A 24,136-nucleotide genomic window follows, 5' to 3' on the forward strand; every position below is an offset into this window, starting at 1 on the left:
TCGGTTCCGTTAACTATATTTGAAAAAATATATAAAAAAATACGTAATTTTTGATCAATGTATTGGATAGGTTATGATATTGGTAGTTCCTCGATAAAAGTTGCACTGGTGGAAGCCGGGAATGGCAAGGTAAAGGACATTGTGCAGGAACCCAAAAAAGAAATGCCGATCGATTCCGTAAACATAGGTTGGGGCGAACAAAACCCTGAGATGTGGTGGAAATATGCTTGCTTGGCGACCCAGCAAATCATTTCAAAGAACTCTATTGATAAAAATACGATCAAAGGCATTGGAATATCTTACCAAATGCACGGATTGGTCGTGGTGGACAAGTCCCAAAATGTACTTAGGCCCTCCATAATTTGGTGTGATAGTAGGGCCGTGGACATAGGTGAACAATTGTTCCAAAATTCAGGAAAATCCAAATGCGTAGAGCATTTATTGAATTCCCCTGGCAATTTTACCCTTTCCAAACTCAAATGGGTAAAAGACAACGAACCTGACACCTTTGCCAAAATAGATAAGTTTATGCTGCCCGGCGATTTCTTGGCGATGAAACTTACCGGTACCTGTGTCACCACCCCCTCTGGACTTTCGGAGGGAATCATGTGGGATTTCAAAGAAAACAAAGTGGCTTCCTGGTTGTTGGAGGATGCTGGAATAGACCCAGTTTCAGTTCCCGAAATTCGTCCCTCCTTTTCCGAGCAGGGCATTGTAAACAAACAAGGTGCATTAGAATCTGGGCTGCCCGAGGGTATTCCTGTAATGTACCGGGCCGGTGACCAACCAAACAACGCGTTGGCGCTCAACGTGATGGAACCGGGCGAAATTGCTGCAACCGGCGGAACATCGGGCGTGGTGTATGCCATATCGGGACAGAAAAAAACACAGGAGCATACCCGCATCAACAGTTTTGCCCACGTAAACCATTCAAAAGAAGATACAAGGATCGGTAAACTTTTATGCATCAACGGTACCGGAATCCAATACAGTTGGGTTCGCTCCGAACTGAGCCAAGGCATCGGTTATGATATCATGAACCAGCAAGCCGAGTCGGTTCCGATAGGTTCGGACGGACTTCATATCCTGCCTTTTGGAAACGGGGCGGAACGCATGCTGAACAATATCAATAAAGGATCTCGTATGTTGAACATCAATTTCAACGTTCACAAGGCATCCCACATATATAGGGCTGCATTGGAAGGGATTGCTTTTTCGTTTGTATACGGAATGGAAATTTTAAAAAATGATGGTGTTGACATCACATCCATAAAAGCGGGGAACGACAATCTTTTTAGGGCAGGTGTTTTTTCAAAAACAATAGCCACCCTTTCCAACAGCAAAATCGATATTGTTGAAACCACTGGCGCAGTTGGGGCCGCTAGGGCTGCTGCCTATGCTTCAGGTGACTTCAACAGCATTGGTGAAGCAACGGCCACCGATAAAGTTCAGCAGACATACGAACCTGATGCTTCCGCGGACAGATACAAAGAAGCCTATCAAGCATGGAAAAATAATCTAAACGAATACATACACAATTGAATTTTAAATATTATGATTACGACAGGAGATAAGGAATTTTTTAAGGGAATAGGTAAAATTTCATTTGAAGGAAAGAAATCGGACAATCCGCTATCCTTTAAATATTACGACGAAAACAAAGTAGTCGCCGGTAAAACAATGAAAGAGCATTTTAAATTTGCCATTGCCTACTGGCATACCTTTACCGGAACCGGTGGCGACCCTTTCGGGGCACCTACCCAAAATTTCCCTTGGTTGACCAACACAGATCCTATACAACAGGCCAAGGACAAAATGGATGCGGCATTCGAGTTCATCACAAAGATTGGGGCTCCCTACTACTGCTTCCATGATTTCGATTTGATAGATGAAGGAAAAACATTGGCGGAATCCGAAAAAAGATTGGAAATCATTACCGATTATGCCAAAGAGAAAATGTCCGCCTCCGGAGTAAAACTGTTATGGGGAACGGCAAATTGCTTCAGTAATCCAAGATACATGAACGGTGCTGCGACCAATCCAGATTTTGATGTGGTGGCCTACGCCGGTGCCCAAGTGAAGAATGCCATTGACGCCACTATAAAATTAGGAGGTGAAAACTACGTTTTCTGGGGAGGACGCGAAGGATACATGTCGCTGCTCAACACCGATATGGGCCGTGAACAAGATCATATGGCCAGGTTCCTTCACATGGCCAAGGACTATGCTCGTGCACAAGGTTTCAAAGGAACCTTCTTTATTGAGCCAAAACCTATGGAGCCTACAAAACATCAGTATGATTTCGATTCAGCTACCGTACTGGGCTTTTTGAACAAATACGGTCTCCAAGATGATTTCAAACTCAACATTGAGGTAAACCATGCAACATTGGCCCAACATACCTTTGAGCATGAACTGCAAGTTGCAGCCGACAACAACATGCTGGGCAGTATCGATGCCAATAGGGGCGATTACCAAAACGGATGGGATACCGATCAGTTTCCTGTGGATGTTTATGAACTTACCCAGTCCATGTTGATTATTTTGGAAGCTGGCGGATTCCAAGGGGGCGGTGTAAACTTTGATGCGAAAATCAGAAGGAATTCTACCGATCTGGAAGATATCTTCCACGCGCACATTGGTGGTATGGATGCTTTTGCCAGAGCTTTGATGGCAGCGAGCGATATTCTTGAAAATTCAAAATATAGCCAAATGCGCAAAGAGCGCTACGCATCTTTTGACTCCGGTTCCGGAAAGTCATTTGAAGATGGCAAACTTAGTTTGGAAGATCTTCACAAACATGCATCTGCTAACCAGGACATCAAAAAGCGTAGTGGTAAACAGGAATTGTTTGAGAACATCATCAACCAACATATTTAATTGCCGATTTTGATCAAGCAAACCAATAGTTAAAATGGAATCAGTTTTAGAAAGGCCGGATTGGATCGTACTAGGCATCTATTTTTTGGCCTTGATAGGAGTGGCCGTTTGGGTGGTATCCCAAAAAAACAAGAACACGGAAGACTACTTTTTGGCCGGTAGAAATGTGGGGTGGTTCGTTATAGGCGCCTCCATTTTTGCCTCCAACATTGGCTCCGAGCACGTGGTGGGACTTGCCGGTACCGGGTTTGAATCGGGTACCCCGATGGCCCATTACGAGCTGCATGCGTGGATCGTACTGCTATTGGGATGGTTGTTCCTGCCCTTCTATATCCGAAGCGGGGCGTTTACCATGCCCGAGTTTTTGGAAAAACGTTTCGATAGCAAGTCACGCTGGTTTTTGTCCATTTTTTCTTTGGTTGCCTATGTATTGACCAAGGTTTCGGTAACCATTTATGCCGGTGGAATCGTAGTTTCCGAACTTTTGGGGATTCCTTTTTGGTACGGGGCCATCGGAGTAGTGGTATTCACGGGAATATACACGGTTATCGGTGGAATGAAGGCCGTAATCTATACCGAAACCTTACAAACGGTAATCCTGATATTGGGTTCCTTGATCATCACGTACTTGGGACTTAAAGAAGTAGGTGGTTGGGGACAGTTGCACGAAACCGTTACAACCGTCAGTCCAGAACATTTTAATATGTGGAGACCGATGAGCGACCCCGATTTTCCTTGGACAGGACTTTTGTTCGGGGGAACCATCGTAGGGGTTTGGTACTGGTGTACCGATCAATATATTGTTCAGCGGACACTTGCGGCCAATAATATTAAAATAGGAAGACGGGGTGCCATTTTTGGGGCATACCTTAAACTGATGCCTATTTTGATATTTTTGATTCCTGGTATCATTGCATTTGCTTTGACCATACAAAACCCGGAGGTGTTTGCAGTAGATCGTGCCGATAGGGCTTTCCCCATGCTGGTGAAAACCCTGCTCCCGGTTGGATTGAAAGGTTTGGTCGCCGGTGGTCTGATGGCAGCCTTGATGAGCTCGTTGGCATCCGTGTTCAACTCCTGTTCCACCATTTTTACCATTGATATCTACAAAAAGTTGCACCCTCAAAAAAGTGAGCGTGAACTGTTGACCATTGGTAAGGTCGCAACAGGAATCATCGTAGTCCTTGGTATTATATGGATTCCCATTATGGACAAAATTGGAGGTGGGGTCATGTACCAATACCTTCAAAATGTGCAATCCTACGTAGCTCCACCCGTGACCACAGTTTTTTTACTGGGAATTATTTGGAAGCGTGTAAACTCCAAAGCAGCCATTACTACATTATTGGCCGGCTTGGTGCTTTTGGTTTTAAGGTTGGGTTCCGAGATTTACTATCAACCGGAGATATCGGCAGGAACCGAGGTTTCCGGTATCCTTTTCCAATTCGCCACGGTGAATTTTTCCCATATGGCGATTTTCATGTTTTTGTTTTCGGTGGCCCTCTGTATTGCGGTAACCTTAGCAACTTCACCTCCGGACTACGCGAGGATCAAAGGTTTATCCTTTGGTACCTTGTCCCCCGAGGACCGTATTGCTTCCAAGGGAAGTTACAGTAAGATAGATGTGGTACTGTCCGTACTTTTGGTCGTCATCGTCATTGGAATTCTATCCTATTTTACGGGTTGAAACAAATAAAAATCAATCAGAAAAAAGCCCCATAAAAATGGGGCTTTTTATATTTATTGACATTTGATTTCCATAAGGTTGGTTTTTGAATCACAATCGATTGCAAAACCAAAGAAATAAAAAAGTTATCGGGCCACCCGTCCGGATGCATCGCCTTCCATTAACTTCTCCACTTCTGCAATGGTTGCCAAATTCGCATCGCCATATATAGTATGCTTCAAACAGGAAGCTGCTACGGCAAAATCCAATGCTTTTTGGTCATCTTCGTAAGTGTTCAGACCATAAATAAGGCCTCCCATAAAACTATCTCCCCCTCCCACTCTATCCACAATATGGGTGATTTGATATGTTGGGGATTTGTACATTTTTTCTCCATCGTACATTACACCTGCCCACGTATTGTGCGAGGCGCTGATGGAACCTCGTAAAGTGGTGATTACTTTTTTGGCCCTTGGAAATTTTTCCATCATTTGCTCGCAAACGGATAGGAACGCTTCCGCGGTAACATCCTTTCCATCTTTATGCACATCGAGTCCTTGAGGATGGATTCCAAAGTGTTTATGGGCATCTTCCTCATTTCCAAGAATCACATCGCAGTAGGAAACCAAGGGCGTCATGATGGTCTCGGGCTCCACACCATATTTCCACAACTTTGCCCTATAATTCAAATCTGTGGAAATGGTAAGTCCCATCTCACTTGCCACTTTCACCGCTTCCAAACACGTATCCGCAGCTCCTTGGGAAATGGCCGGAGTTATTCCGGTCCAATGGAACCAATGGGCATCCTTGAACACCGATTTCCAATCAATGGTGCCTGGTTCAATCTCCGCCATTGCAGAATGTGCCCTGTCATAAACCACCTTGCTTCCCCTGCTTACGGCACCGGTTTCCAAAAAGTAAATCCCCAACCTGTCACCACCAAAAACAATGTGATTGGTTCCAACATTACGTTTTCGCATTTCCATGAGCGCACATTCCCCAATGTCATTCTTTGGTAAACGGGTCACGAACTCCACTGGCAGGCCGTAATTGGCCAAGGACACCGCTACATTGGACTCGCCACCGCCGTAGATCACATTAAACTCCGATGCCTGCGAAAACCGAAGGTTTTCTTTGGGCGCCAATCGAAGCATAATCTCTCCAAATGTTACTATTTTTTTCATTTTAGCTGTTTTGTTAAACATTGATTACTAGACCAAGCAAACTACTATATTCTTGGGAAATATGATTGGATTTCTTCAAGATTTTTGGAACAATTTCAATACATTTTGAAGGAAACCCTTCAAAATTATCCAACCGTTCAGATGAGGAGTTTAAACAAGATTTTCCAGGCTCGTTTTAATGAAGAAACTATCCATAAAACACCTTCATTAATGCCCGGAACAAATCTTCGGCCAGAACATAATTGCAAAGTAATAGTCCTAGGCAATTTTTTCCGAAGTCAACATTGGCTAAATTAGCCCCAATATGAGTTCGCCGAATCCCATCTTAACAACCATAATTTTTGTGTTTGCCCTACAAGCGATGGTCTTGGGCATTATGCTCTTCGTTAAAAGGCCGAGACGAGAACCGAACATCTTCCTTTCGCTGCTCATTGTGTTTTTTGCCCTCATGGCATTCAACATTGCGTTGGTAAACGTACTCCATAGCTACAACATGTTTCCTGTGTTCAGGTATGTTCAGCTTGAGCTTCTCTTTGGTATTGGCCCGTCGTTATATTTTTACACCAAAAGTGTTACCGACCAGCAGTTTAGGTTCACCAAAAAAGACCTTGTGCACTTTGTTCCAGTGCTCTTGGAATTTATTTTTTACCGCACCCCATTTTACAGATTGGGAGCCGACGGCATATACGAGACCCCTGCCCATCCCTACACCAAAATTTATCTGGCAGAACAGTGGTTGGGCATTTTGTCCATTACGGTTTATACCATCGTTTCTATTCGGGTTTTGTACCAATATCAAAATTGGCTCAAACAGAACTATTCCAATCTGGAAAACCGGTCACTGGATTGGTTAAAATTACCTGTGATTGTTTACTCCGTATTTTGGATAGGCTGGATGGTTCTTACCGAAATTGACCGCTATCTGTTTGATGGAGGTTTGCGGAAATTCTATTTCCTGCCCACGTTTGTTGGTCTTGCCATTGTAACCTATTGGATTGGGTTCAAGGGATATGTAAAAGCCAAAACGGATACTTCGGGGTATTTATCACGAAAAAAAATAGCCGATGAAAGTGTACATAACCCGGCATGGGCAGATAAGATCACGGATATCATGGAAAGCAAAAAACCTTACCTTGACCCTGAACTTGATCTGACCAAGTTGGCCGAACTTGTAAACTTGAATCCCAAACAGGTTTCCCATACCATAAACCGTAGCTTTTCCAAAAACTTTTATGAATATGTGAACAGCTATCGTGTGGAGACGTTCAAAAAATTATCAACCGATCCAGAATATCAAAAAATGACCCTTCTTGGTATTGCTTTCGAGTGCGGATTTAAATCAAAATCCACTTTTAACGATGCCTTTAAAAAAATTACGGGTAAAACGCCCAGCCAATACATCAATCAACAAAAAAAGTAGTCCGAAAGGAAGCAGTCGGTCGCTTCGTTTTACCTACCCGTCTAGTTTTGCAGAAAATTTAAAATTGATGAAAGCCATTTTTTTACCCACCGCTTCTTTGTATAAAATCTTCCTTACATTGAACGTGTTATGTTGGACAAACATCTTTGCACAAAACCATTTTTCAAAAGAAGAAATTTTGGAAGACTTGGTATTTCTGAAGGAGTCTTTGGCAGAAGCACACTATAATTTATATGCCTATACGCCAAAATCGCAGTTTGACAAGAATTACAACCTCATCAAACAAGGAATACAAAAAGATAGTTTTAGCCTGTTGGAAGCTACGTCAATCTTTCAAAAGGTAATTTCAAAAGCGAACAATGGCCATACTGAAATTAATTTCCCAGGTACTTCCTACGGACAATATGCCAATTCCGGCGGTACGCTGTTTCCTCTGGAAATTGCCTTCGAGAACGGCAAATCCCTCATCCGAAAAAACTGGTCCAGCAATACCGATATCAAAATTGGTGCTGAAATCCTAAGCATCAATGGAACAGCCATGTCCGAGATTTTATCCAAAATAAATCCATTGCTGTCTGCTGAACGCCCCTATTTTAAAAATGCCAAAATAGAATTGTATTCGTTTCCAAGGTTGTACTGGCAGGCTTATGGAAAACAGGACCGTTTTGAGGTTACCATCAGATCTAACGGAGTTACAAAGACCTATTTAGTGGATGCCATAGCCTTGATTGAAGGTTATGAAATGAAAAGGAACGAATTGATCGATTCCGACAGAAAATTGGAGTTCATTGGAAAATCCGCCTACCTCAAACCTGGAAATTTTAGCGGAAATGAAGAAGAATATCGCCAATTTATCGATTCGGCATTTGGTCAAATAATAGAGAGAAAGAGCAAAAATCTTATTGTGGACCTTAGGAACAATGGCGGTGGCGACGATTCTTATAGCGATTATCTGGTCTCCTATGTTGCGAACAGACCGTTCAAATGGCATTCCAGCTTTAAACTAAAGACCAGTAAGTTTTTAAAGGAGCATGTGCGAAAAAAGTATGATACGACGAGTACATTTTGGCAAAGTATTCTCAACCATAAAAACGGTGAGGCGTTTGATTATGATTTTGAACCCCGCGAACCTCAACCACCATCCAAAAGATTTGTGGGAAATCTTTATGTTCTGGTCAACCGGCAATCCCATTCGCAAGCTGCGGTAACGGCGGCCCAAATTCAGGATTACCACTTTGGGACCATTGTTGGGGAAGAAACGGGTGAATATCCTACGCTGTACGCTTCACAATTTCAATATGCACTTCCAAACACGAAAATCACCGTTAATGTTTCCAAAGGGTATACCATACGCGTGAACGGCAGCACCAAAAAGGAAGGAGTGGTTCCCGACATCAGAATCCAAGATCATTTATTGGACGAAAAAGATGAAATCCTGAACGGTCTGCTTCAAACCATAAATTAAGCTGCATACTTGAATACCGTGGATTCGACCTAGAGCTCCCTGATCTTTATATCCCGAAACCATGTTTCAAAATACCAATATTGAAGTGAAATCTTGCCATTTGTATATTTTCCGAACTCTGGATATTTGGAAAAATGGGACTCGGCAATCATTTCCTCCCACTCTGGTGAATTCAAATCCTGCTCGGCGGTCAACACACCGTTTAGATAGAATGCAATTTTACCGTCCTCCTGCCTGATCGTGGTCTTGTTCCAATCACCCTGCCTGATCTCTACCTTGTTCTGCTGGGGCAGAAAAGCATACAGGCAACCTGGGCTCTTCTCCGTAACATCATAATCCATGTGGTCCGCTCCCAAAATCTGATATTCAGGGCCGCTTTGCCATGCAGTGGGAACATTGGGCAGTTCCTGTACATTGATGAAAACCCCACTATTTCCGTTGCCTGCAATTTTCCACTCCAAGGACAGTTCGTAATTGGAATAGGATTTGTCCGTCACCAAATCGCCCGCGGCCAAGGACTCGTCGTTTGCATTGCTGTGCAGCTCCCCATCAACAACCTCCCATACGGACTTGGCCCCTGAGTCGTTGTACAAGTGCCATCCTTCCAGGCTCTTACCATCAAAAAGCAGTTCCCAACCTTGTTCTTTTTCCACTTCCAACAATTCATTGTGACTGGCATTTTCCTCGGCCGCCTTTTTGGTGCGCCAAGCATTGGACGTTTCTTCTTTCTTTTTCTCGCCTTGGCAGGAAACCAAAATCATTAGTGCAAAAAGTAGGGTCGTGATTCTTGTGTGCATGCTTAGTTGTATTTGTTTTTTTGTGCAGTGTTTAAAGATAGAAAAAGTATCCGACCTTAGATGGTTTAAATACTATTGGCACACATCAAAAAGTCCGGATAATGTGACCAAGGTCACTTTGGCTAAGCATTGGATTTTATAACTTGCCGCACATAATACCACTAACGATGAAAGGAAATTTTGCAGCTCTTATCAATAGCGACCAACTTACCCTTATCGATTTTTCCGCAGAATGGTGCGGCCCTTGTAAGATGTTGGCACCCATTTTAAAACAGGTCAAGGACGAGATGGGCGATTCTTTGAAAATAGTAAAAATAGACGTGGACAAAAACCAGGGCCTTGCCAACACCTATCAAGTAAAGGGCGTGCCCACGATGATTTTCTTTAAAAACGGAAAACAGCTTTGGAGAAAATCCGGCGTGCTCCAAAAAAATGAAATAGTGCAGTTGGCGAAGTCATTTTTGTAGGTCTATTCAAAGAGATGGATTACCAAAAATGGTACTTTGGAATTAAAAGTGACCTTTTTGATGACGGGTTCTCTGGTCAATTTTTCAAAAAAGGAATGATCTTGGTTGATCATTGCGACCATATCTATGGCCTTGTCACTATCGACCAATTTTTGAACGGTATGGTTGATAGAAACGTCCTTTTCGACCTCAACAAACTCAAAATCGATTGTTTTTAGCCTTTTCTTAAGTGTATTTTTAGATTGTATCTGCTCTGTAGTGAGCCCATCTAAATTTCCCACATGGGCAATCCATAATTTGGCATTGAACTGCTCTATGATGTTCAGCAATGGTTTGAGCTCATAATTTTCAAACAGATGCTCATAGCCCGTCGCCAATAGAATATTCTGTATCGTTCCGACCGTTCTATAATCGTCCGGGACAACCAAAACGGGACAAAAGTCTATCTCCTTGACCACCTTGTAAGCATTGCTGCCCATAAACACCTCCTTAAGTCCGGATGCACCTTTGGTTCCCAAAATAATGTAATCGATTCCCTCTTTATAAACCGTTTTTCCTATGGCGTTCACTAAAGTATCCGCTATGGATAGGGCTTTGAAACCATGATCCGGGTTTAGGTCAAAACTCTTGATCTTTTCCAGCTCTCGATGTAAATCACGTTCCGATTGCTCCTTCATCAAATTGTACAAACGGGTATCGTTTGCCCCTGCCATTTTGGTAGAAAGACCTGAAGCCCCAACTTGATAAGCATTGATGACGAAAAAATCACAGGGGACATTCTTGAACATAATCAAGGTATAGGCAATCGCATTCCATGCATTTTTGGAGAAATCTGTTGGCAATATGATTCTTTTTTTTCTCAACGCTTCACCGGTTTATGTTCTGCATTACCAAAAAGGGTATTTTGATTTTTAGTCCGAGCAGATCTACCGTGGACCTGTACAGCATATCCTCAAAAAAGGAATGACGGGAATTCATCATTACCAACATTACAGCCTCAATCTTATCGATGTGTTCCAGAATTACCTCGGCTTTGTTCTTTATGGGGGTCGTTTCAAAGTGCAAATAAGACTTGGTCAGGGCCCCTTCCAAAAACAAACGGTTATCTTCCTGTCTTGGGCTCAGTTCGTCAAAATCGGTTATGTACAAACAATGGATCCTGGACTTGAACTTTCTCGCAAGATCTCCCAAAAGTTTAAGCTCTCTGCGCTTGTAGGGCAGCAAATAGTCGGTAGGAAAAAGAATTGCCTTGGGCTGTCTGTATTCAAAATCTTCCGGGATGGCCAAAACAGGGCACTTGACATATTTAAATATTTCCACCGTAAAACTGCCAAATGTGGTCTTGTGGTCGCTGGTCTCCCCTTTGGTTCCCATCACCACTACATCTATGTTCATCTCATCCACAAAATCGTTTATTCCATCAATCAGGTTGTCAAAACTTGCAATGGTCTCAAAATTATGCAACGGGTTGGGCGGTTCACCGATAACTGCATTGACCAACTCATCCAATTTTTTCTTTGTTTCCTGTTCCTTTTCTTTTTTGAGATGCGCAATATCCTCTTTGGCCACTGTCCTAAATTCCCCATAAACTTCTTCACCATAAGCATGTAGTACAAAAAAGCAAGCACGCTCACATTTGAACAGCTGCTGTGCATATTGCAGGGCATGCAGCGCGTTTTGTGAAAAATCGGTCGGAATCAATATGGTTTTCATGACACTCGGGCTTTTTCCAAAGATATAGGTCTGGATTTTTGCAGAAAATGATATTCGTCAATCCCCTATACCTCAAAAATTTAACAACTTAAGCCTTTATAGCAAGAGTTTTGCACCCGATTTCTTGTCGTTAACCCGAAGCATATGGGTGTTTAGGGGATTGCTATGTTAAATTCTTGATACTCACTTTCAATGAATATTGCACTAGCGCTATCTTTGAATGCAGTCTGTTTTTAATTAAAAACAGCACCACCAACCACCAAGCCAAGATGAAAGTAAAATATATAGTCTACACCCTATTAGTTGTTGGAGCAGGTGCCCTAATTGCCTACAGAATCAAATCCAACTCCCAGGTCGGCAATTCAGGACCAACAGGACCAAGAATTGCCACGGTATCGGGCATGGTTCTACGGCCCCAGGTTTTTGAGGACAATATTTCAATTTCAGGGACATTGGAGCCCGATGAACAGATAGAGATCAGGAGCGAAGTATCCGGAATAGTGGAAAGCATCAATTTTAAGGAAGGACGAAAAGTTTCCGAGGGACAAGTGCTGGTCAAAGTCAACGATGTAGAACTCCAGGCCCAGCTTTCCAAAGCATTGACCGCTCGAAAATTGGCCGCCGAAAACGAAAGAAGGGCCAAGCTCCTTTTGGAAAAACAAGCCATAAGTCAAGAAGAATATGATATTGCAAGTGCTGATTACCAGTCAGCAAGTGCCGAAGCGGAGCTTATCAGTTCCCAGTTGTCAAAGACAACTCTGAAAGCTCCGTTTTCCGGTACTATTGGACTGCGTTCCATTTCCAAAGGAACCTACGTGACGCCATCCACCGTAATTGCGAAGCTCGTGAACACGGATGATTTGAAGATTACGTTCTCGGTCCCGGAAAAATATGCATCACAGGTACATGTGGGCACGGTATTGAACTTTACTGCGTCAAATTCCAAAAAGGAGTACGAGGCCACCATTTATGCCATAGACCCAGAAATAGAGGTCACCACCAGAACACTTAGGGTACGTGCCGTAATGGACAATCGCGATGAAAATTTATATCCCGGTGGATTTGCCAATGTGATATTGCCCTTGGAAACGGTCAACGATGCGTTATTGGTCCCCACGGAATCCTTGATACCCGTTCAAAATGGAAAAAGAGTGTTTATTTCCGAAAATGGAAAGGCGAAGGAAGTAGATGTTGAAACGGGTGCGCGCACCGGAAGCTCCGTAAGGGTGGTCTCCGGCCTAAAAGCTGGGGATACCATAATCACCTATGGGGTAATGGCCGTTCAAAATGGCAATCCCATCAAGGTAGAACTGGAAGAAGTCAAAACCAACAGAACGCTTACAGCAGAATAATGAACCTATCTACCTTAAGCATAAAAAGGCCCGTACTTGCAATCGTAATGAACATTGCCATAGTTCTGTTCGGGGCTATTGGGTACACTTTTTTGGGAATACGTGAATATCCTTCCATAGACCCTGCCCAAGTTTCGGTACGTACCAACTACTCCGGTGCCAATGCCGATATTATTGAGTCCCAGATTACAGAACCATTGGAAAAAGCCATCAACTCCATAGATGGTATACGAAATATTAGTTCCTCCAGTGTCCAAGGGTCAAGTTCCATTAGCATTGAATTTAATTTGGACAAAAACCTTGAGGAAGCGGCAAACGATGTAAGGGACAAGGTTTCCCAAGCCGTTAGAAGTCTTCCCGAAGACCTTGATGCTCCTCCCGTTGTTTCCAAGTCGGATTCCAATGCGGAACGTATTTTGTCCATGACCATTGAAAGTGACAACAAAAACATCTTAGAGCTGTCCGACTACGCCGAAAATGTGATTGCGCAGCGCCTTGAAACCATACCTGGTGTAAGCAGCATCCAAATTTGGGGACAGCGCAGGTATGCCATGCGGTTGTGGATAGACCCTATCCGACTTGCATCCTACGGACTTACCGTTGCTGATGTGCGCAGTGCCTTGTTGGCCCAAAACATTGAATTGCCTTCCGGCAAATTGACGGGGGACAACACAGAACTTACCGTCAAAACCATTGGCAACCTGAACACCGAAGAAGAATTCAACAATATCGTAATCATGGCCGATGGTGAAAAGTTGGTGCATTTGAGCGATATCGGGACGGCATCTTTGGAAGCGGAAAATATGGAGACCAAGATGACCAATCTTGGACAGCCCATGGTGGCCACTGCAATAATTCCGCAACCCGGCACCAACTATCTGGAAATCGCGGACGCGTTTTACAAAGAGTACGAGCAGCTCAAAAAAGACTTGCCAGGGGGGTTCAGGCTCAACATTGTGGTGGACGACACGGTATTTGTTCGAAAAGCCATTACCGAAGTAGCAGAAACACTTTTGATATCGATTATCCTCGTAATCCTGGTCATTTATCTCTTTTTCAGAAACTGGTCCATGGCCCTGAGACCTCTCATTGATATTCCGGTCTCCTTGATCGCCACATTCTTTATTATGTGGTTGTTCGGATTTTCCATAAACGTACTTACCCTTTTGGCCATTGTACTTGCCACAGGTCTTGTAGTGGACGATGGTATTGTGGTCACTGAAAATATTTATAAGAAAGTAGAGGAAGGCATGAGTCCAATCGAAGCGGCCATCAAGGGATCCAAAGAAATCTTTTTTGCCGTAATCTCCATTTCCGTGACCTTGGCCGCGGTATTTCTGCCCATTATCTTTTTAGAAGGATTTGTTGGGCGGTTGTTTAGGGAATTTGGTGTGGTCCTGAGTGCTGCGGTATTGGTGTCCGCCTTCGTATCGTTGTCCCTCACTCCCATGTTGAACGCTTATTTGATCAAACCTGGAAAACAAAAGCAATCCAAGTTTTATCATGTTACGGAGAAGTTCTTTGTAAACATGAATCGGGCCTACGAAAAAACACTGCAAAGGTTTGTTGCTAGAAAATGGCTCAGCATTCCTATTTTGTTTGGTTGTATCGGAGTTATCGTGCTGTTCTATGTTCTGCTCCAAAAGGAGACCGCTCCCTACGATGATCGAAGCTATGTCCGCCTTGTGGTAAATGCGCCCGAAGGCTCGTCCTACGAATACATGGAACGGTACATGGAAGAAATCACAGGTCTGGTACTGGATTCCATTCCAGAGACAAAGGTTGGCCTTATCATAACATCTCCCGGTTTTGGGGTTTCTTCGGTGAACAGCGGGAGGGCCAGTATAATTTTATCCGACCCAAGCGAACGGGAACGCACCCAAGCAGAAATAGCCCAGGATTTTGGACAGTGGGCAAAAAGCTACGTGGGCGGTAGGGCAAGTGTTTTCCAACGACCGACCATCTCGGTAAACAAACGCGGTGGCGCGCCCTTGCAATTCATCATCCAGGCAAAGAATTTTGAAAAGCTCGAAGAAAGAATCCCGGTATTTATGGCCGAAGCTGAAAAGGACCCTACTTTTTCCTTTGTGGATGTAAACCTAAAATTCAACAAACCGGAACTTTATGTTTCCATTGATCGTGAAAAGGCGGAAAGTCTTGGGGTATCGGTAAGGGACGTAGCGCAAACTTTGCAATTATCGTTGAGCGGACAGCGTTTTGGCTACTTTTTGATGAACGGCAAACAGTATCAGGTCATTGGCCAGTTCGATAAACAGGATCGCGACGAACCCATGGACCTTACCTCCATATTTGTAAAAAATAATGAAGGCCAGCTCATACAACTGGACAACCTTGTAACCACTGAAGAGCACAGCAGCCCTCCCCAACTTTTTCACAACAACAGGTACATGTCCGCAACGGTATCCGCTAGTTTGGCCCCCGGCAAAAGTATGGGAGATGGCATCGAAGCGATGAATGCCATAAAAGAAAAGGTTCTGGACGATACTTTTACCACCGACCTTGGCGGAGAGTCCAGGGATTTTGTGGAAAGTAGTTCCAACACCGCATTTGCGTTCGGTCTTGCTTTTGTATTGATATTTTTGATCCTAGCGGCCCAGTTTGAAAGTTTCATAGATCCTTTCATCATCATTTTGACGGTTCCATTGGCCGTGGCCGGCGCCATGTTCTCGCTATGGCTTTTTGGTGAAACCTGGAACATTTTCAGTCAGATAGGAACCATCATGTTGATAGGGCTTGTAACAAAAAACGGTATTCTTATCGTGGAGTTTGCCAATCAATTGCAGGAAGACGATGAGCATATGAGCAAAATGGACGCCATAATGAAGGCCTCGGTATCAAGGTTGCGTCCTATACTTATGACCAGTCTCACTGTGGCACTGGGGGCGCTCCCCATTGCCCTTTCCTTAGGGGCTGCATCCACTAGCAGAACCGGTATGGGCATTGTGATTATCGGTGGCACCATGTTCTCCTTGGTGCTTACCCTGTTCGTAATCCCGGCGCTTTACCTGATGTGGTCCAGAAAAAAAGTACAACGACCAGAATTCAAAACCCTTGAGCTTTCCTAGTATGTTCCTAAAAAAACAACTCAGCTTATTTTTATTGTTCATTGGTAGTTTGGTAATCGGTAACGCGCAAGAGGTGCTTACTGTGGAGGAAGCGGTCAAAATAGCCCTGGAAAACAATTATCAGATCAAAACGGCCAAGAACGATCTGCGAATGGACGAAATGGGTGTTAGTGCTGGGCAAGCGGGCATGCTGCCACAGGTAACGGCCAGTGTCGTGGACAACAACAGTAGACAGAATCTCTCCCAGGTACGGGTTGATGGCACCGAGGTAGAACGGGACAATGCCAAGAACAATAGTTTAAACTATGGGGTGGCCATGGAATGGACCATTTTTGATGGATTGCGGATGTTTGCCAATCACGAACAGCTTCAAGAGACCCAAAAACTTGGAGAAGCTGAACTAAAACAGGCCATTTTGGGCAAGGTCGGCGAAGTTATGACCACCTATTATGATTTGGTACAACAACAGCAGCAGTTATCGGCTCTGGACAGCACTTTACTGATTTCGGAGCAACGGGTAGAACTGGCGCAGAACCGTTTTACCATAGGTAAGGCTTCAAAACTGGAGGTATTGAACGCCCAAGTAGACCTGAATACCGATAAAACGGAAATGCAGCGTCAACAAGAACTGCACAAGAACACCAAAATTCTTTTGAACGAACAACTGGCACGTGACCTGAAAATCGATTTTAAGGTCATCCCCGAAATTCTAGTGGATCAAGGCTTGAATCTGGAAGAGCTTGAAAATGAGGTGATCAAAGAAAATCCACAGTTACAGGCGGAAAAAATCAACAAAAGAATAAGCGAGCTTGAGCTTAGGCAAATCAAAGCGGCCCGATACCCTTCAGTTTATGTGACCACAGGATATAACATTGGACGGTCCGAATCTGAACTGGGATTCAACACCAGTTCGCGGTCAAGTGGTTTCAATTATGGTTTTGGGGCATCCCTCAACTTATTTGATGGCTTTAATCAAAACAGGAACGAGAAAATTGGAAAGATAGCTCTGGAAAATGCTGAAATTGCCATAGCAGAGCAGGAGCAGGCATTGACATCAATGGTGAACACCACGTATCAAACCTACTTGACCAACATCAGTTTGATGGAACTGGAAGAAAGAAACGAGTCCATTGCCAAGGAAAACCTTGATATTACGGTAGAAAAGTATAGAATCGGAATCATCCCCACTATTGAGTTCCGCACGGCCCAATTAAACTATATCAATGCCAGGGTAAGAAACAGCAATGCAAAATATCAGGCCAAGGTTTCAGAAATTATTTTGAAGCAATTGGCCGGAAACCTTCAAATTTAAAAAGGGGCGCCGTAAATGCCCCCCTTTTTTATTCAAGAATTCATATCAAGTTTTTATTTTCCGTTGAACCAAATCATCACATAGATCACTATGGCAATGATGATCAAGGAAATAAGAATATCCTTCCAGTTATAACTGTTCTTGTTATGCTTTTTCTCTTCCTCCGAAATGGTAGCATAGGTGAGGTTTTTAAGTTTCTCCTCAGAAGGCGGTGCTGTAGCGTAGCTCACGACCACTATCAAAATGATACAGAAAAGGAAGAACCAAGAGGCAAAGGATAAAAAGTTCATATCACCCAAGAGGAACCAAAAGCTATCCGGGTTCAAGGAATCTTTGACCAACTCCAATACAATTCTCAAAGCTCCCACAATAAACCCAACTACCATGGTTACAAATGCACCTTGGGCATTGATCCTCTTATGGAAAATCCCTAACAGGAATACTGCGGTAATAGGCGGAGCTATATAGGATTGTACACTCTGCAAATATTCGTAGAGCACCCCAGAAATATTGGCCATGATGGGAATCCATATGATACCGATGATCACCACGATCACGGTTGCTATCTGACCTGTCCTCACCAACTTCTTTTCAGGTGTGTTGGGTCTCAATTTTTTATAGATATCCACCGTAAATAAGGTAGAACATGAATTGAATACGGAGGCCAAAGAACTCATTAATGCAGCCAAAAGACCAGCAGCCACAAGTCCGCGAAGCCCCGATGGCAATAAGTTGCTCATTAAAACGGGGAAAGCTTCATCGGGACTGTCCCATTGCAATTCTCCACGCATTTTAAGCGTTAAAGCGATAACGCCTGGAATCAAAAACAAAAATACGGGCAACAGTTTTAGCAAGGCTCCAAAAATAGTCCCTCTCCTACCCTCTTTAATATTCTTTGCGGTCAATGCCCGTTGTACGATATATTGATCGGTACACCAATACCAGATACCCGTAATGGTACTGGCGATCAGAAGTGGCGGCCATGGAAAATCTGGATCCGAGGCTGCTCTCCACATATTCAAATATTCTGGGGTTACGGTTTCCTTCATACTTTCCCATCCTCCGACATGATCAAGACCAATAATGGTAAGTGCAGCGGCCCCGATCACCAAAATAACGGCTTGCAGGGTCTCGGTATAAACGACCGCTCTCATACCTCCCAGCACTGTGTAGATTCCAGTCAGTACGACTGTTGCAATCGCACCTGTCCAAAAATCGATGCCCAAGAGTGCGGAAACCACAATTCCGCCCGCATAAATGGTAACGGAAATTTTGGTGAGCACGTAGGCCACGATGGAGAATACGGAAAGAATCCATCTTGACCTGGCATCAAAACGTTTTTCAAGGAACTCGGGCATGGTGAAAACTCCAGCTCTTGCATAAAAGGGCAGAAATACCCAGCCCAAAATCAAAACTACCCAAGCTTGTATTTCATAAATCAGCATGGGCAAACGGTCCCCAGCACCAGCGCCTGCCAATCCCACAACGTGTTCCGACCCTATGTTCGAGGCAAAAATAGACGCTCCCACAACGAACCATCCTACATTTCTACCAGCCAAAAAATAGTCTTCGGTATTGTTCTCCTTTTTCCGAATTACCCATAGTGCAATTCCCAGAAGAATCAAAAAGTATATGGATATGGCTACCCAATCAAAAGTATCCAATGTCTGCATGGCAGTTATTTTATTTGGTTGATAATTTATACATGGTCCTCGAAGTATATTTTTCACCAGGATTCAGCCTAACCGATGGAAAATCTGACTGGTTGGGACTATCTGGATAGTGTTGTGTTTCCAAACAGAAGCCTGAACGCTTGACATAGGCACCCCCTCCTTTTGCAGGCAAGGTTCCATCCAAAAAGTTTCCGCTGTAAAACTGAATCGCGGGCTCGTTGGTGAATACTTCCATAAAACGTCCCGTTTTTTCGTGATATGCCGAGGCGGCCAAACGAAAGTTGTCCTTACCCTCATTAAGCACCCAACAGTGATCATAACCTAGACCAAGTTCCAATTGCTCGTTTTCGGCCTCTATCTCCTTACCAATGAGTTTGGGTTCTGTGAAATCGAAAGGCGTTCCCGCTACTTCCCTTAATTCTCCTGTCGGAATCAAACCTCCATCGACGGGCAGATAAGTATCGGCATTCAAATAAATCTTATGGTCCAAAACTGGTTTGGAAAGTTGTCCTGAAAGATTAAAATAACTGTGCTGCGTTAAGTTTACCACAGTTGGCTTATCGGTAACGGCCTCATATTGAATGTCAAGGGCGTTGTCATCCGTAAGGGTATAGGTAACTTTTACATCCAATTTTCCAGGATAGCCTTCTTCTCCATCTTCACTGGTATAGGTAAGCTCCAAGGTTGCTCCTTCGTCGGTAGCTTTGGGCTCGGCGTTCCATACCACTTTATCAAAACCTTTTTCTCCACCGTGAAGATGGTTGTCCCCATCGTTGGTTGCCAAGGTATAGGTTTCCCCGTCCAAAGAAAATTTCCCTTCAGCGATACGGTTACCATACCTACCAATGAGCGCCCCAAAATATGGGTTTCCTTCCAGATATTGATCTAGGTTGTCAAAACCCAATACAACATCATCATAAAATCCATTTCTATCGGGAGCTGTCCAACGGGTGATGATACCCCCGTAGGTAATGACATCCACTTCTGTTCCCGCTTCATTTTTCAAGGTGAATTTCTTTATTTCCGTACCATCGGGCATTGTACCAAAGGTGGTTTCCTCGATTGGGTTCGGTTGGTTTGCTGTCGTTTCAATCTCCATTTCTGATTGGTTTTCTTTTTTGTTTTGCTTACAGCCCATATTGATAAGGCTCATAAGTAAAATGCCGTAAACTATAACAGGCTTGGTTATCCTCATGATTACAAATTTATATTAGTTACTACATTCCATGTTGAAACAACTGGTAGTATGCTTCGTTTGCATGGAGTTGATCTTTAAATGCTCTTAGTTTCGTATCCGAATCTATTACCAAAAGTTCTATTCCGAAAATATCGGCAAAATCTTCCATATATTCTGTAGTCAATGCTTGGGTATATACCGTATGGTGCGCTCCTCCCGCATGAATCCAAGCGGTTGCGGCAATATCCAAGTTGGGCTTTGGGTCCCAAAGTACCCGTGCCACTGGTAATTTTGGCAAATCGGCCATGGGAGCTACTGCTTCCACTTCGTTCACGATCAAACGGAACCTGTTGCCCATATCTATCAATGAAGCATTCAATGCATCACCCGCGGGAGAGTCAAAAACCAACCTAACGGGGTCTTCCTTGCCGCCAATACCCAACGGATGTACCTCGCAGGATGGCTTTGCGCTGGCAATGGAAGGACATATTTCCAACATGTGCGACCCCAAAACATAATCTTTTTGAGGTGTAAAGTGATAGGTATAATCCTCCATAAAGGATGTTCCACCTTCTAAGCCTTCGGCCATCACTTTCATGGCTCGGGTCAAGGCTGCGGTTTTCCAATCGCCCTCCGCTCCAAAACCATAACCATCGGCCATTAAACGCTGGACGGCAAGACCTGGCAACTGTTTTAGAACCCCCAGATTCTCAAAAGTATCGGTAAAGGCCTTGAACCCGCCTTTGTCCAAAAAGGTTCTGAGTGCGAGTTCAATTTTGGCCGCTTCTATCAAAGATTGACGTTTTGCCCCATTTTTTTGGAGAGATTCCGATAATCGGTAACTCGCTTCGTACTCCTCCATCAATTGATTCACCGCGTTCTGTTCCAATCCGCCGATAATATCAGTAATCTCCGATGAATCGTAGCCGTTGACCGCTACGCCAAAACGCAATTGGGCCGCAACTTTATCCCCTTCGGTAACGGCAACCTCGCGCATATTGTCACCTAAACGAGCCACTTTCATATGCTTGAGTTCATCCACCCCAAGGGCAACACGTGCCCAGACGGAAAGTTTGCTTTGCACTCGGTCATCTTTCCAATGCCCTACAACTACTTTTCGGTTTTTACGCATCCGTGACATCATAAAACCAAATTCACGGTCGCCATGTGCCGATTGGTTCAAGTTCATAAAATCCATATCAATGCTGCCCCAAGGGATTTCAGCATTGAACTGTGTATGCAAATGACATAACGGTTTGCTCAAAATCTTGAGACCTGCGATCCACATTTTTGCAGGTGAAAAAGTGTGCATCCATGTAATTATTCCGATACAGGAAGGTTCATTGCTTGCTTCTCTGCAGACCGCTGTTATTTCGTCCGGTGTGGTTACAATGGGTTTAAAAACCAAGTTAACCGGTAATTTTCCAGTTGCATTCAATCCATCTACTATTGCTTTGGAATTGCTGGCCACTTGTTTTAAAGTCTCCGGTCCGTACAAATGTTGGCTTCCTGTTACAAACCAGATTTCCTTTTGAGATATTTTCATTTACTGTAGTTTATTTATTGACCGTAATAGGCATTCTTGCCATGCTTACGTTCGTAGTGTTTTTTTATTAGGGAGTCTTTTAATCTTGGTGCCTGTGAATTGATCTGCAAAGTCAAATAGGCCATTTGGGCCACGGTTTCCAATACTTTTGTATTGTAAACGGCTTTGGCCGCATTTTTGCCCCAGGCAAACGGCCCATGGTTTCCAATCAGTACCATCTCGACCTCGTTGTAATCCAAATTTCTTTCCTTGAAGCAGTCCAAAATCTGGATTCCCGTATTATGCTCATAATTGCCTTCGATAAGTTCGTCGGCCATTGGCGGTGCACAGGGAATATCTTGCGTAAGATGGTCGGCATGAGTGGTACCGAAAATCGGGATGTCCCTTTGTGCCTGTGCCCACGAAACGGAATACATGGCATGCGTATGCGCCACTCCTCCGATATTCTCCCAATTTTTATAGAGATAGCTATGTGTTTTGGTATCCGATGACGGTCTTAAACTGCCCTCGACAACATTGTTGTCGTAATCCATGATGACGATATCCTCAGGCTTCAAGGTCTCATAGGGCACACCACTGGGTTTTATCGCAAAAACAGCGTTTTCCCTGTCCACAGCACTCACATTACCAAAGGTATATATGACCAAACCCAAGGCATTGAGTTCCATGTTCGCTTCGTAGCATTCTTCTTTAAGCGATTTGTATTTAGAGCTCATCTTATGTGTTTTTGTTCGTTTGTTCTTCCACAAAGTTTCCAAGCTGTTTATACGCTTCCAACAACTGGGCATATACCTCCACTTGGGACGCTTGCGGAAAATATTCTGCTTCAAAGTCACTTCCCATTACCTTACTGGCGTCGATTACATTTTCGTAGATTCCAGCAGCAACGGCAGCATAAATTGCCGCACCCAAGGCGGGCGCCTGATCGGATTCCGCAATTTTAATGGGCATATTCAGTACATTGGCCAAAGTCTGCATAATGAAAGGCGATTTTCTGGCCACGCCACCAATACCTATGACGGTCTCGATTTTGACACCTTCTTCTTCAAAACGATCCACTATCATTTTGGCACCAAAGCAAATGGCATTGACCAAGGATTTAAAAATATGGGGGGCCTTCGTACCCAGCGATATTCCAGAAATGGCACTTTTCAATTCTTGATTGGCATCTGGAGTTCTCCTGCCATTTACCCAGTCCAATGCAACTGGGACGACTTCGGACAAAGCAATTGCCTCGGCCTGTTCCGCCAAAGACCGAATAAATTTTGATTCTACCTCAGCTTTGAGCTCGGCTTTTTGTTCCTCCGACAATACCTCGGAGTTTAAAACCAAGTTATCTATCGGCCATTGCAATACATCCTTGAACCATGCCAATACATCACCAAAAGCGGATTGACCTGCTTCCAGACCGACCATGCCAGGGATTACGGAACCATCGACCTGTCCACAGATGCCTTTAACCGTTTTGTCGCCAACTGCTTCGTTGGATGAGACCATGATGTCACAAGTGGACGTTCCCATGACTCGGACCAGTGCGTGGTGGTCTACTTTGGCGCCAACGGCACCTGCATGGGCATCAAAAGTACCCACAGCGATTACAGTATCTGTAGTAAGACCTAATTTGTCCGCCCACTCTTTGTTCAGATGGCCTGCAATTTCGTTGGATGTAAATGTCTCTTCGTACAAGTTATCACGAAGTGATGCCAAATACGGATCCAATTTTGATAAAAATGCTTTATCGGGAAGTCCGCCCCAGCTTTCGTGCCACATGGCTTTGTGTCCTGCCGCGCATCTACTTCTTTTGAATTTTTTCAAATCTTTTTCATCTGCCAACAGATAGGTGATGAAATCGCAATGTTCCATCCATGTATGGGTAGCATTAATTACGCTTTTATCCTCTCTGGCCACATGAAGAATTTTGGCCCAGAACCACTCGGAAGAATAGATTCCTCCTTCATATTTGGTAAAATCTTCCCCGCCCCAGGTTCTGGCCAATTCATTGATCTCGTTTGCTTCCTTTACTGCAGTATGGTCTTTCCAAAGCACCATCATGGCGTTCGGATTTTCCTCAAAACCTTCCGTGCAGGCCAATGCAGTTCCGTCTTGGGTCACTGGCATTGGCGAGGAACCTGTGGTATCGATACAGATTCCTTTTACGGTTTCTGGGGACACCTCGCTTTGCTTCATCACGGAGGTTATGGTATGCTCCAATCCCTCTATATGATCTAAGGGGTGTTGTCTAAACTGGTTGATGGCGGGGTCACAGTATTTTTGTGCTTTCCATCTAGGATACCAGAATACTTCGGAGGCCAGTTCCGCTCCGTTTTGGGAATCGATCATTACCGCTCTTACCGAGTCGGAACCATAATCGAATCCTATTACATATTTTTTCATTAAT

The 24,136-nt window shown here is 44.0% G+C and carries 18 protein-coding genes; 9 read left to right on the forward strand and 9 right to left on the reverse strand.

Annotated features, from left to right (window positions below; all coding sequences use genetic code 11):
- Window positions 1–57 precede the first annotated feature (57 nt).
- Genes SD449_RS15430 through SD449_RS15440 form a run of 3 tightly spaced genes read left to right on the forward strand, consistent with a single transcriptional unit; the run spans window position 58 to window position 4,567 of the window.
- On the forward strand, window positions 58–1,542 hold the full coding sequence (locus tag SD449_RS15430) for a xylulokinase (RefSeq protein WP_318311802.1): 1,485 nt from the start codon (window positions 58–60) through the stop codon (window positions 1,540–1,542).
- A gap of 12 nt (window positions 1,543–1,554) precedes the next feature.
- The gene (xylA, locus tag SD449_RS15435; RefSeq protein WP_318311803.1) at window positions 1,555–2,880 is read left to right on the forward strand and encodes a xylose isomerase; all 1,326 of its coding nucleotides are present in this window, start codon (window positions 1,555–1,557) and stop codon (window positions 2,878–2,880) included.
- A gap of 34 nt (window positions 2,881–2,914) precedes the next feature.
- Entirely contained in the window at window positions 2,915–4,567 is a 1,653-nt protein-coding gene (locus tag SD449_RS15440; protein WP_318311804.1) for a sodium:solute symporter, read from the forward strand.
- 125 nt (window positions 4,568–4,692) lie between these two features.
- On the opposite strand, the gene SD449_RS15445 is transcribed toward SD449_RS15440, so the two are convergent.
- Window positions 4,693–5,730 (reverse strand): sugar kinase, encoded by a 1,038-nt coding sequence (locus SD449_RS15445; RefSeq protein ID WP_318311806.1) that lies wholly within the window; start codon window positions 5,728–5,730, stop codon window positions 4,693–4,695.
- A 304-nt stretch (window positions 5,731–6,034) separates the two neighbouring features.
- Here SD449_RS15445 and SD449_RS15450 point away from each other — a divergent pair, with 304 nt between their 5' ends.
- Window positions 6,035–7,150 (forward strand): helix-turn-helix domain-containing protein, encoded by a 1,116-nt coding sequence (locus tag SD449_RS15450; protein ID WP_318311807.1) that lies wholly within the window; start codon window positions 6,035–6,037, stop codon window positions 7,148–7,150.
- A gap of 67 nt (window positions 7,151–7,217) precedes the next feature.
- Complete coding sequence (locus SD449_RS15455) at window positions 7,218–8,615, forward strand: S41 family peptidase (protein WP_318311808.1); 1,398 nt, start codon at window positions 7,218–7,220, stop codon at window positions 8,613–8,615.
- A gap of 29 nt (window positions 8,616–8,644) precedes the next feature.
- On the opposite strand, the gene SD449_RS15460 is transcribed toward SD449_RS15455, so the two are convergent.
- On the reverse strand, window positions 8,645–9,412 hold the full coding sequence (locus SD449_RS15460; protein ID WP_318311809.1) for a 3-keto-disaccharide hydrolase: 768 nt from the start codon (window positions 9,410–9,412) through the stop codon (window positions 8,645–8,647).
- A 167-nt stretch (window positions 9,413–9,579) separates the two neighbouring features.
- Between SD449_RS15460 and trxA the strand changes: the two genes are divergently transcribed.
- Window positions 9,580–9,879 carry a thioredoxin gene (trxA, locus tag SD449_RS15465; protein WP_318311810.1) on the forward strand — a complete coding sequence of 100 codons (300 nt, stop codon included), beginning with the start codon at window positions 9,580–9,582 and terminating at the stop codon, window positions 9,877–9,879.
- Between the two features lie 2 nt (window positions 9,880–9,881).
- Here trxA and SD449_RS15470 read toward each other — a convergent pair whose 3' ends face one another.
- Window positions 9,882–10,742, reverse strand: coding sequence for a universal stress protein (locus SD449_RS15470; protein ID WP_318311811.1), 861 nt, complete (start codon window positions 10,740–10,742; stop codon window positions 9,882–9,884).
- 4 nt (window positions 10,743–10,746) lie between these two features.
- Window positions 10,747–11,592, reverse strand: coding sequence for a universal stress protein (locus SD449_RS15475; RefSeq protein WP_318311812.1), 846 nt, complete (start codon window positions 11,590–11,592; stop codon window positions 10,747–10,749).
- A gap of 269 nt (window positions 11,593–11,861) precedes the next feature.
- On the opposite strand from SD449_RS15475, the gene SD449_RS15480 reads away from it, so the two are divergent.
- The 3 genes from SD449_RS15480 to SD449_RS15490 are packed head-to-tail and all read left to right on the forward strand — an operon-like array spanning window position 11,862 to window position 17,342.
- Window positions 11,862–12,944 (forward strand): efflux RND transporter periplasmic adaptor subunit, encoded by a 1,083-nt coding sequence (locus SD449_RS15480; RefSeq protein WP_318311814.1) that lies wholly within the window; start codon window positions 11,862–11,864, stop codon window positions 12,942–12,944.
- Window positions 12,944–16,030, forward strand: a complete 3,087-nt coding sequence (locus tag SD449_RS15485) for an efflux RND transporter permease subunit (RefSeq protein WP_318311816.1) — start codon at window positions 12,944–12,946, stop codon at window positions 16,028–16,030. Before SD449_RS15480 ends, SD449_RS15485 begins: the two co-directional genes overlap by 1 nt.
- Before the next feature lies 1 nt (window position 16,031).
- Entirely contained in the window at window positions 16,032–17,342 is a 1,311-nt protein-coding gene (locus SD449_RS15490; RefSeq protein WP_404828070.1) for a TolC family protein, read from the forward strand.
- Between the two features lie 53 nt (window positions 17,343–17,395).
- Here SD449_RS15490 and SD449_RS15495 read toward each other — a convergent pair whose 3' ends face one another.
- The 5 genes from SD449_RS15495 to SD449_RS15515 are packed head-to-tail and all read right to left on the reverse strand — an operon-like array spanning window position 17,396 to window position 24,132.
- The gene (locus tag SD449_RS15495; RefSeq protein ID WP_318311820.1) at window positions 17,396–19,015 is read right to left on the reverse strand and encodes a sodium:solute symporter; all 1,620 of its coding nucleotides are present in this window, start codon (window positions 19,013–19,015) and stop codon (window positions 17,396–17,398) included.
- Between the two features lie 10 nt (window positions 19,016–19,025).
- Entirely contained in the window at window positions 19,026–20,210 is a 1,185-nt protein-coding gene (locus SD449_RS15500) for an aldose epimerase family protein (RefSeq protein WP_318311822.1), read from the reverse strand.
- A 22-nt stretch (window positions 20,211–20,232) separates the two neighbouring features.
- Entirely contained in the window at window positions 20,233–21,738 is a 1,506-nt protein-coding gene (gene araA, locus SD449_RS15505; protein ID WP_318311824.1) for an L-arabinose isomerase, read from the reverse strand.
- 14 nt (window positions 21,739–21,752) lie between these two features.
- Entirely contained in the window at window positions 21,753–22,454 is a 702-nt protein-coding gene (locus tag SD449_RS15510; RefSeq protein WP_318311825.1) for an L-ribulose-5-phosphate 4-epimerase, read from the reverse strand.
- A 1-nt stretch (window position 22,455) separates the two neighbouring features.
- Window positions 22,456–24,132, reverse strand: a complete 1,677-nt coding sequence (locus tag SD449_RS15515; RefSeq protein ID WP_318311826.1) for a ribulokinase — start codon at window positions 24,130–24,132, stop codon at window positions 22,456–22,458.
- Between the last annotated feature and the right edge of the window lie 4 nt (window positions 24,133–24,136).

The organism is Flagellimonas crocea (assembly GCF_033441595.1).
Taxonomy (GTDB): Bacteria; Bacteroidota; Bacteroidia; order Flavobacteriales; family Flavobacteriaceae; genus Flagellimonas; species Flagellimonas crocea.

What these genes read in the sequence shown, in the direction of transcription:
- SD449_RS15430 (WP_318311802.1), top strand. Translation starts at nt 58, where the DNA reads ATGTATTGGATAGGTTATGATATTGGTAGTTCCTCGATAAAAGTTGCA.
- xylA (WP_318311803.1), top strand. Translation starts at nt 1,555, where the DNA reads ATGATTACGACAGGAGATAAGGAATTTTTTAAGGGAATAGGTAAAATT.
- SD449_RS15440 (WP_318311804.1), top strand. Translation starts at nt 2,915, where the DNA reads ATGGAATCAGTTTTAGAAAGGCCGGATTGGATCGTACTAGGCATCTAT.
- SD449_RS15445 (WP_318311806.1), bottom strand. Translation starts at nt 5,730, where the DNA reads ATGAAAAAAATAGTAACATTTGGAGAGATTATGCTTCGATTGGCGCCC.
- SD449_RS15450 (WP_318311807.1), top strand. Translation starts at nt 6,035, where the DNA reads ATGAGTTCGCCGAATCCCATCTTAACAACCATAATTTTTGTGTTTGCC.
- SD449_RS15455 (WP_318311808.1), top strand. Translation starts at nt 7,218, where the DNA reads ATGAAAGCCATTTTTTTACCCACCGCTTCTTTGTATAAAATCTTCCTT.
- SD449_RS15460 (WP_318311809.1), bottom strand. Translation starts at nt 9,412, where the DNA reads ATGCACACAAGAATCACGACCCTACTTTTTGCACTAATGATTTTGGTT.
- trxA (WP_318311810.1), top strand. Translation starts at nt 9,580, where the DNA reads ATGAAAGGAAATTTTGCAGCTCTTATCAATAGCGACCAACTTACCCTT.
- SD449_RS15475 (WP_318311812.1), bottom strand. Translation starts at nt 11,592, where the DNA reads ATGAAAACCATATTGATTCCGACCGATTTTTCACAAAACGCGCTGCAT.
- SD449_RS15480 (WP_318311814.1), top strand. Translation starts at nt 11,862, where the DNA reads ATGAAAGTAAAATATATAGTCTACACCCTATTAGTTGTTGGAGCAGGT.
- SD449_RS15485 (WP_318311816.1), top strand. Translation starts at nt 12,944, where the DNA reads ATGAACCTATCTACCTTAAGCATAAAAAGGCCCGTACTTGCAATCGTA.
- SD449_RS15490 (WP_404828070.1), top strand. Translation starts at nt 16,032, where the DNA reads ATGTTCCTAAAAAAACAACTCAGCTTATTTTTATTGTTCATTGGTAGT.
- SD449_RS15495 (WP_318311820.1), bottom strand. Translation starts at nt 19,015, where the DNA reads ATGCAGACATTGGATACTTTTGATTGGGTAGCCATATCCATATACTTT.
- SD449_RS15500 (WP_318311822.1), bottom strand. Translation starts at nt 20,210, where the DNA reads ATGAGGATAACCAAGCCTGTTATAGTTTACGGCATTTTACTTATGAGC.
- araA (WP_318311824.1), bottom strand. Translation starts at nt 21,738, where the DNA reads ATGAAAATATCTCAAAAGGAAATCTGGTTTGTAACAGGAAGCCAACAT.
- SD449_RS15510 (WP_318311825.1), bottom strand. Translation starts at nt 22,454, where the DNA reads ATGAGCTCTAAATACAAATCGCTTAAAGAAGAATGCTACGAAGCGAAC.
- SD449_RS15515 (WP_318311826.1), bottom strand. Translation starts at nt 24,132, where the DNA reads ATGAAAAAATATGTAATAGGATTCGATTATGGTTCCGACTCGGTAAGA.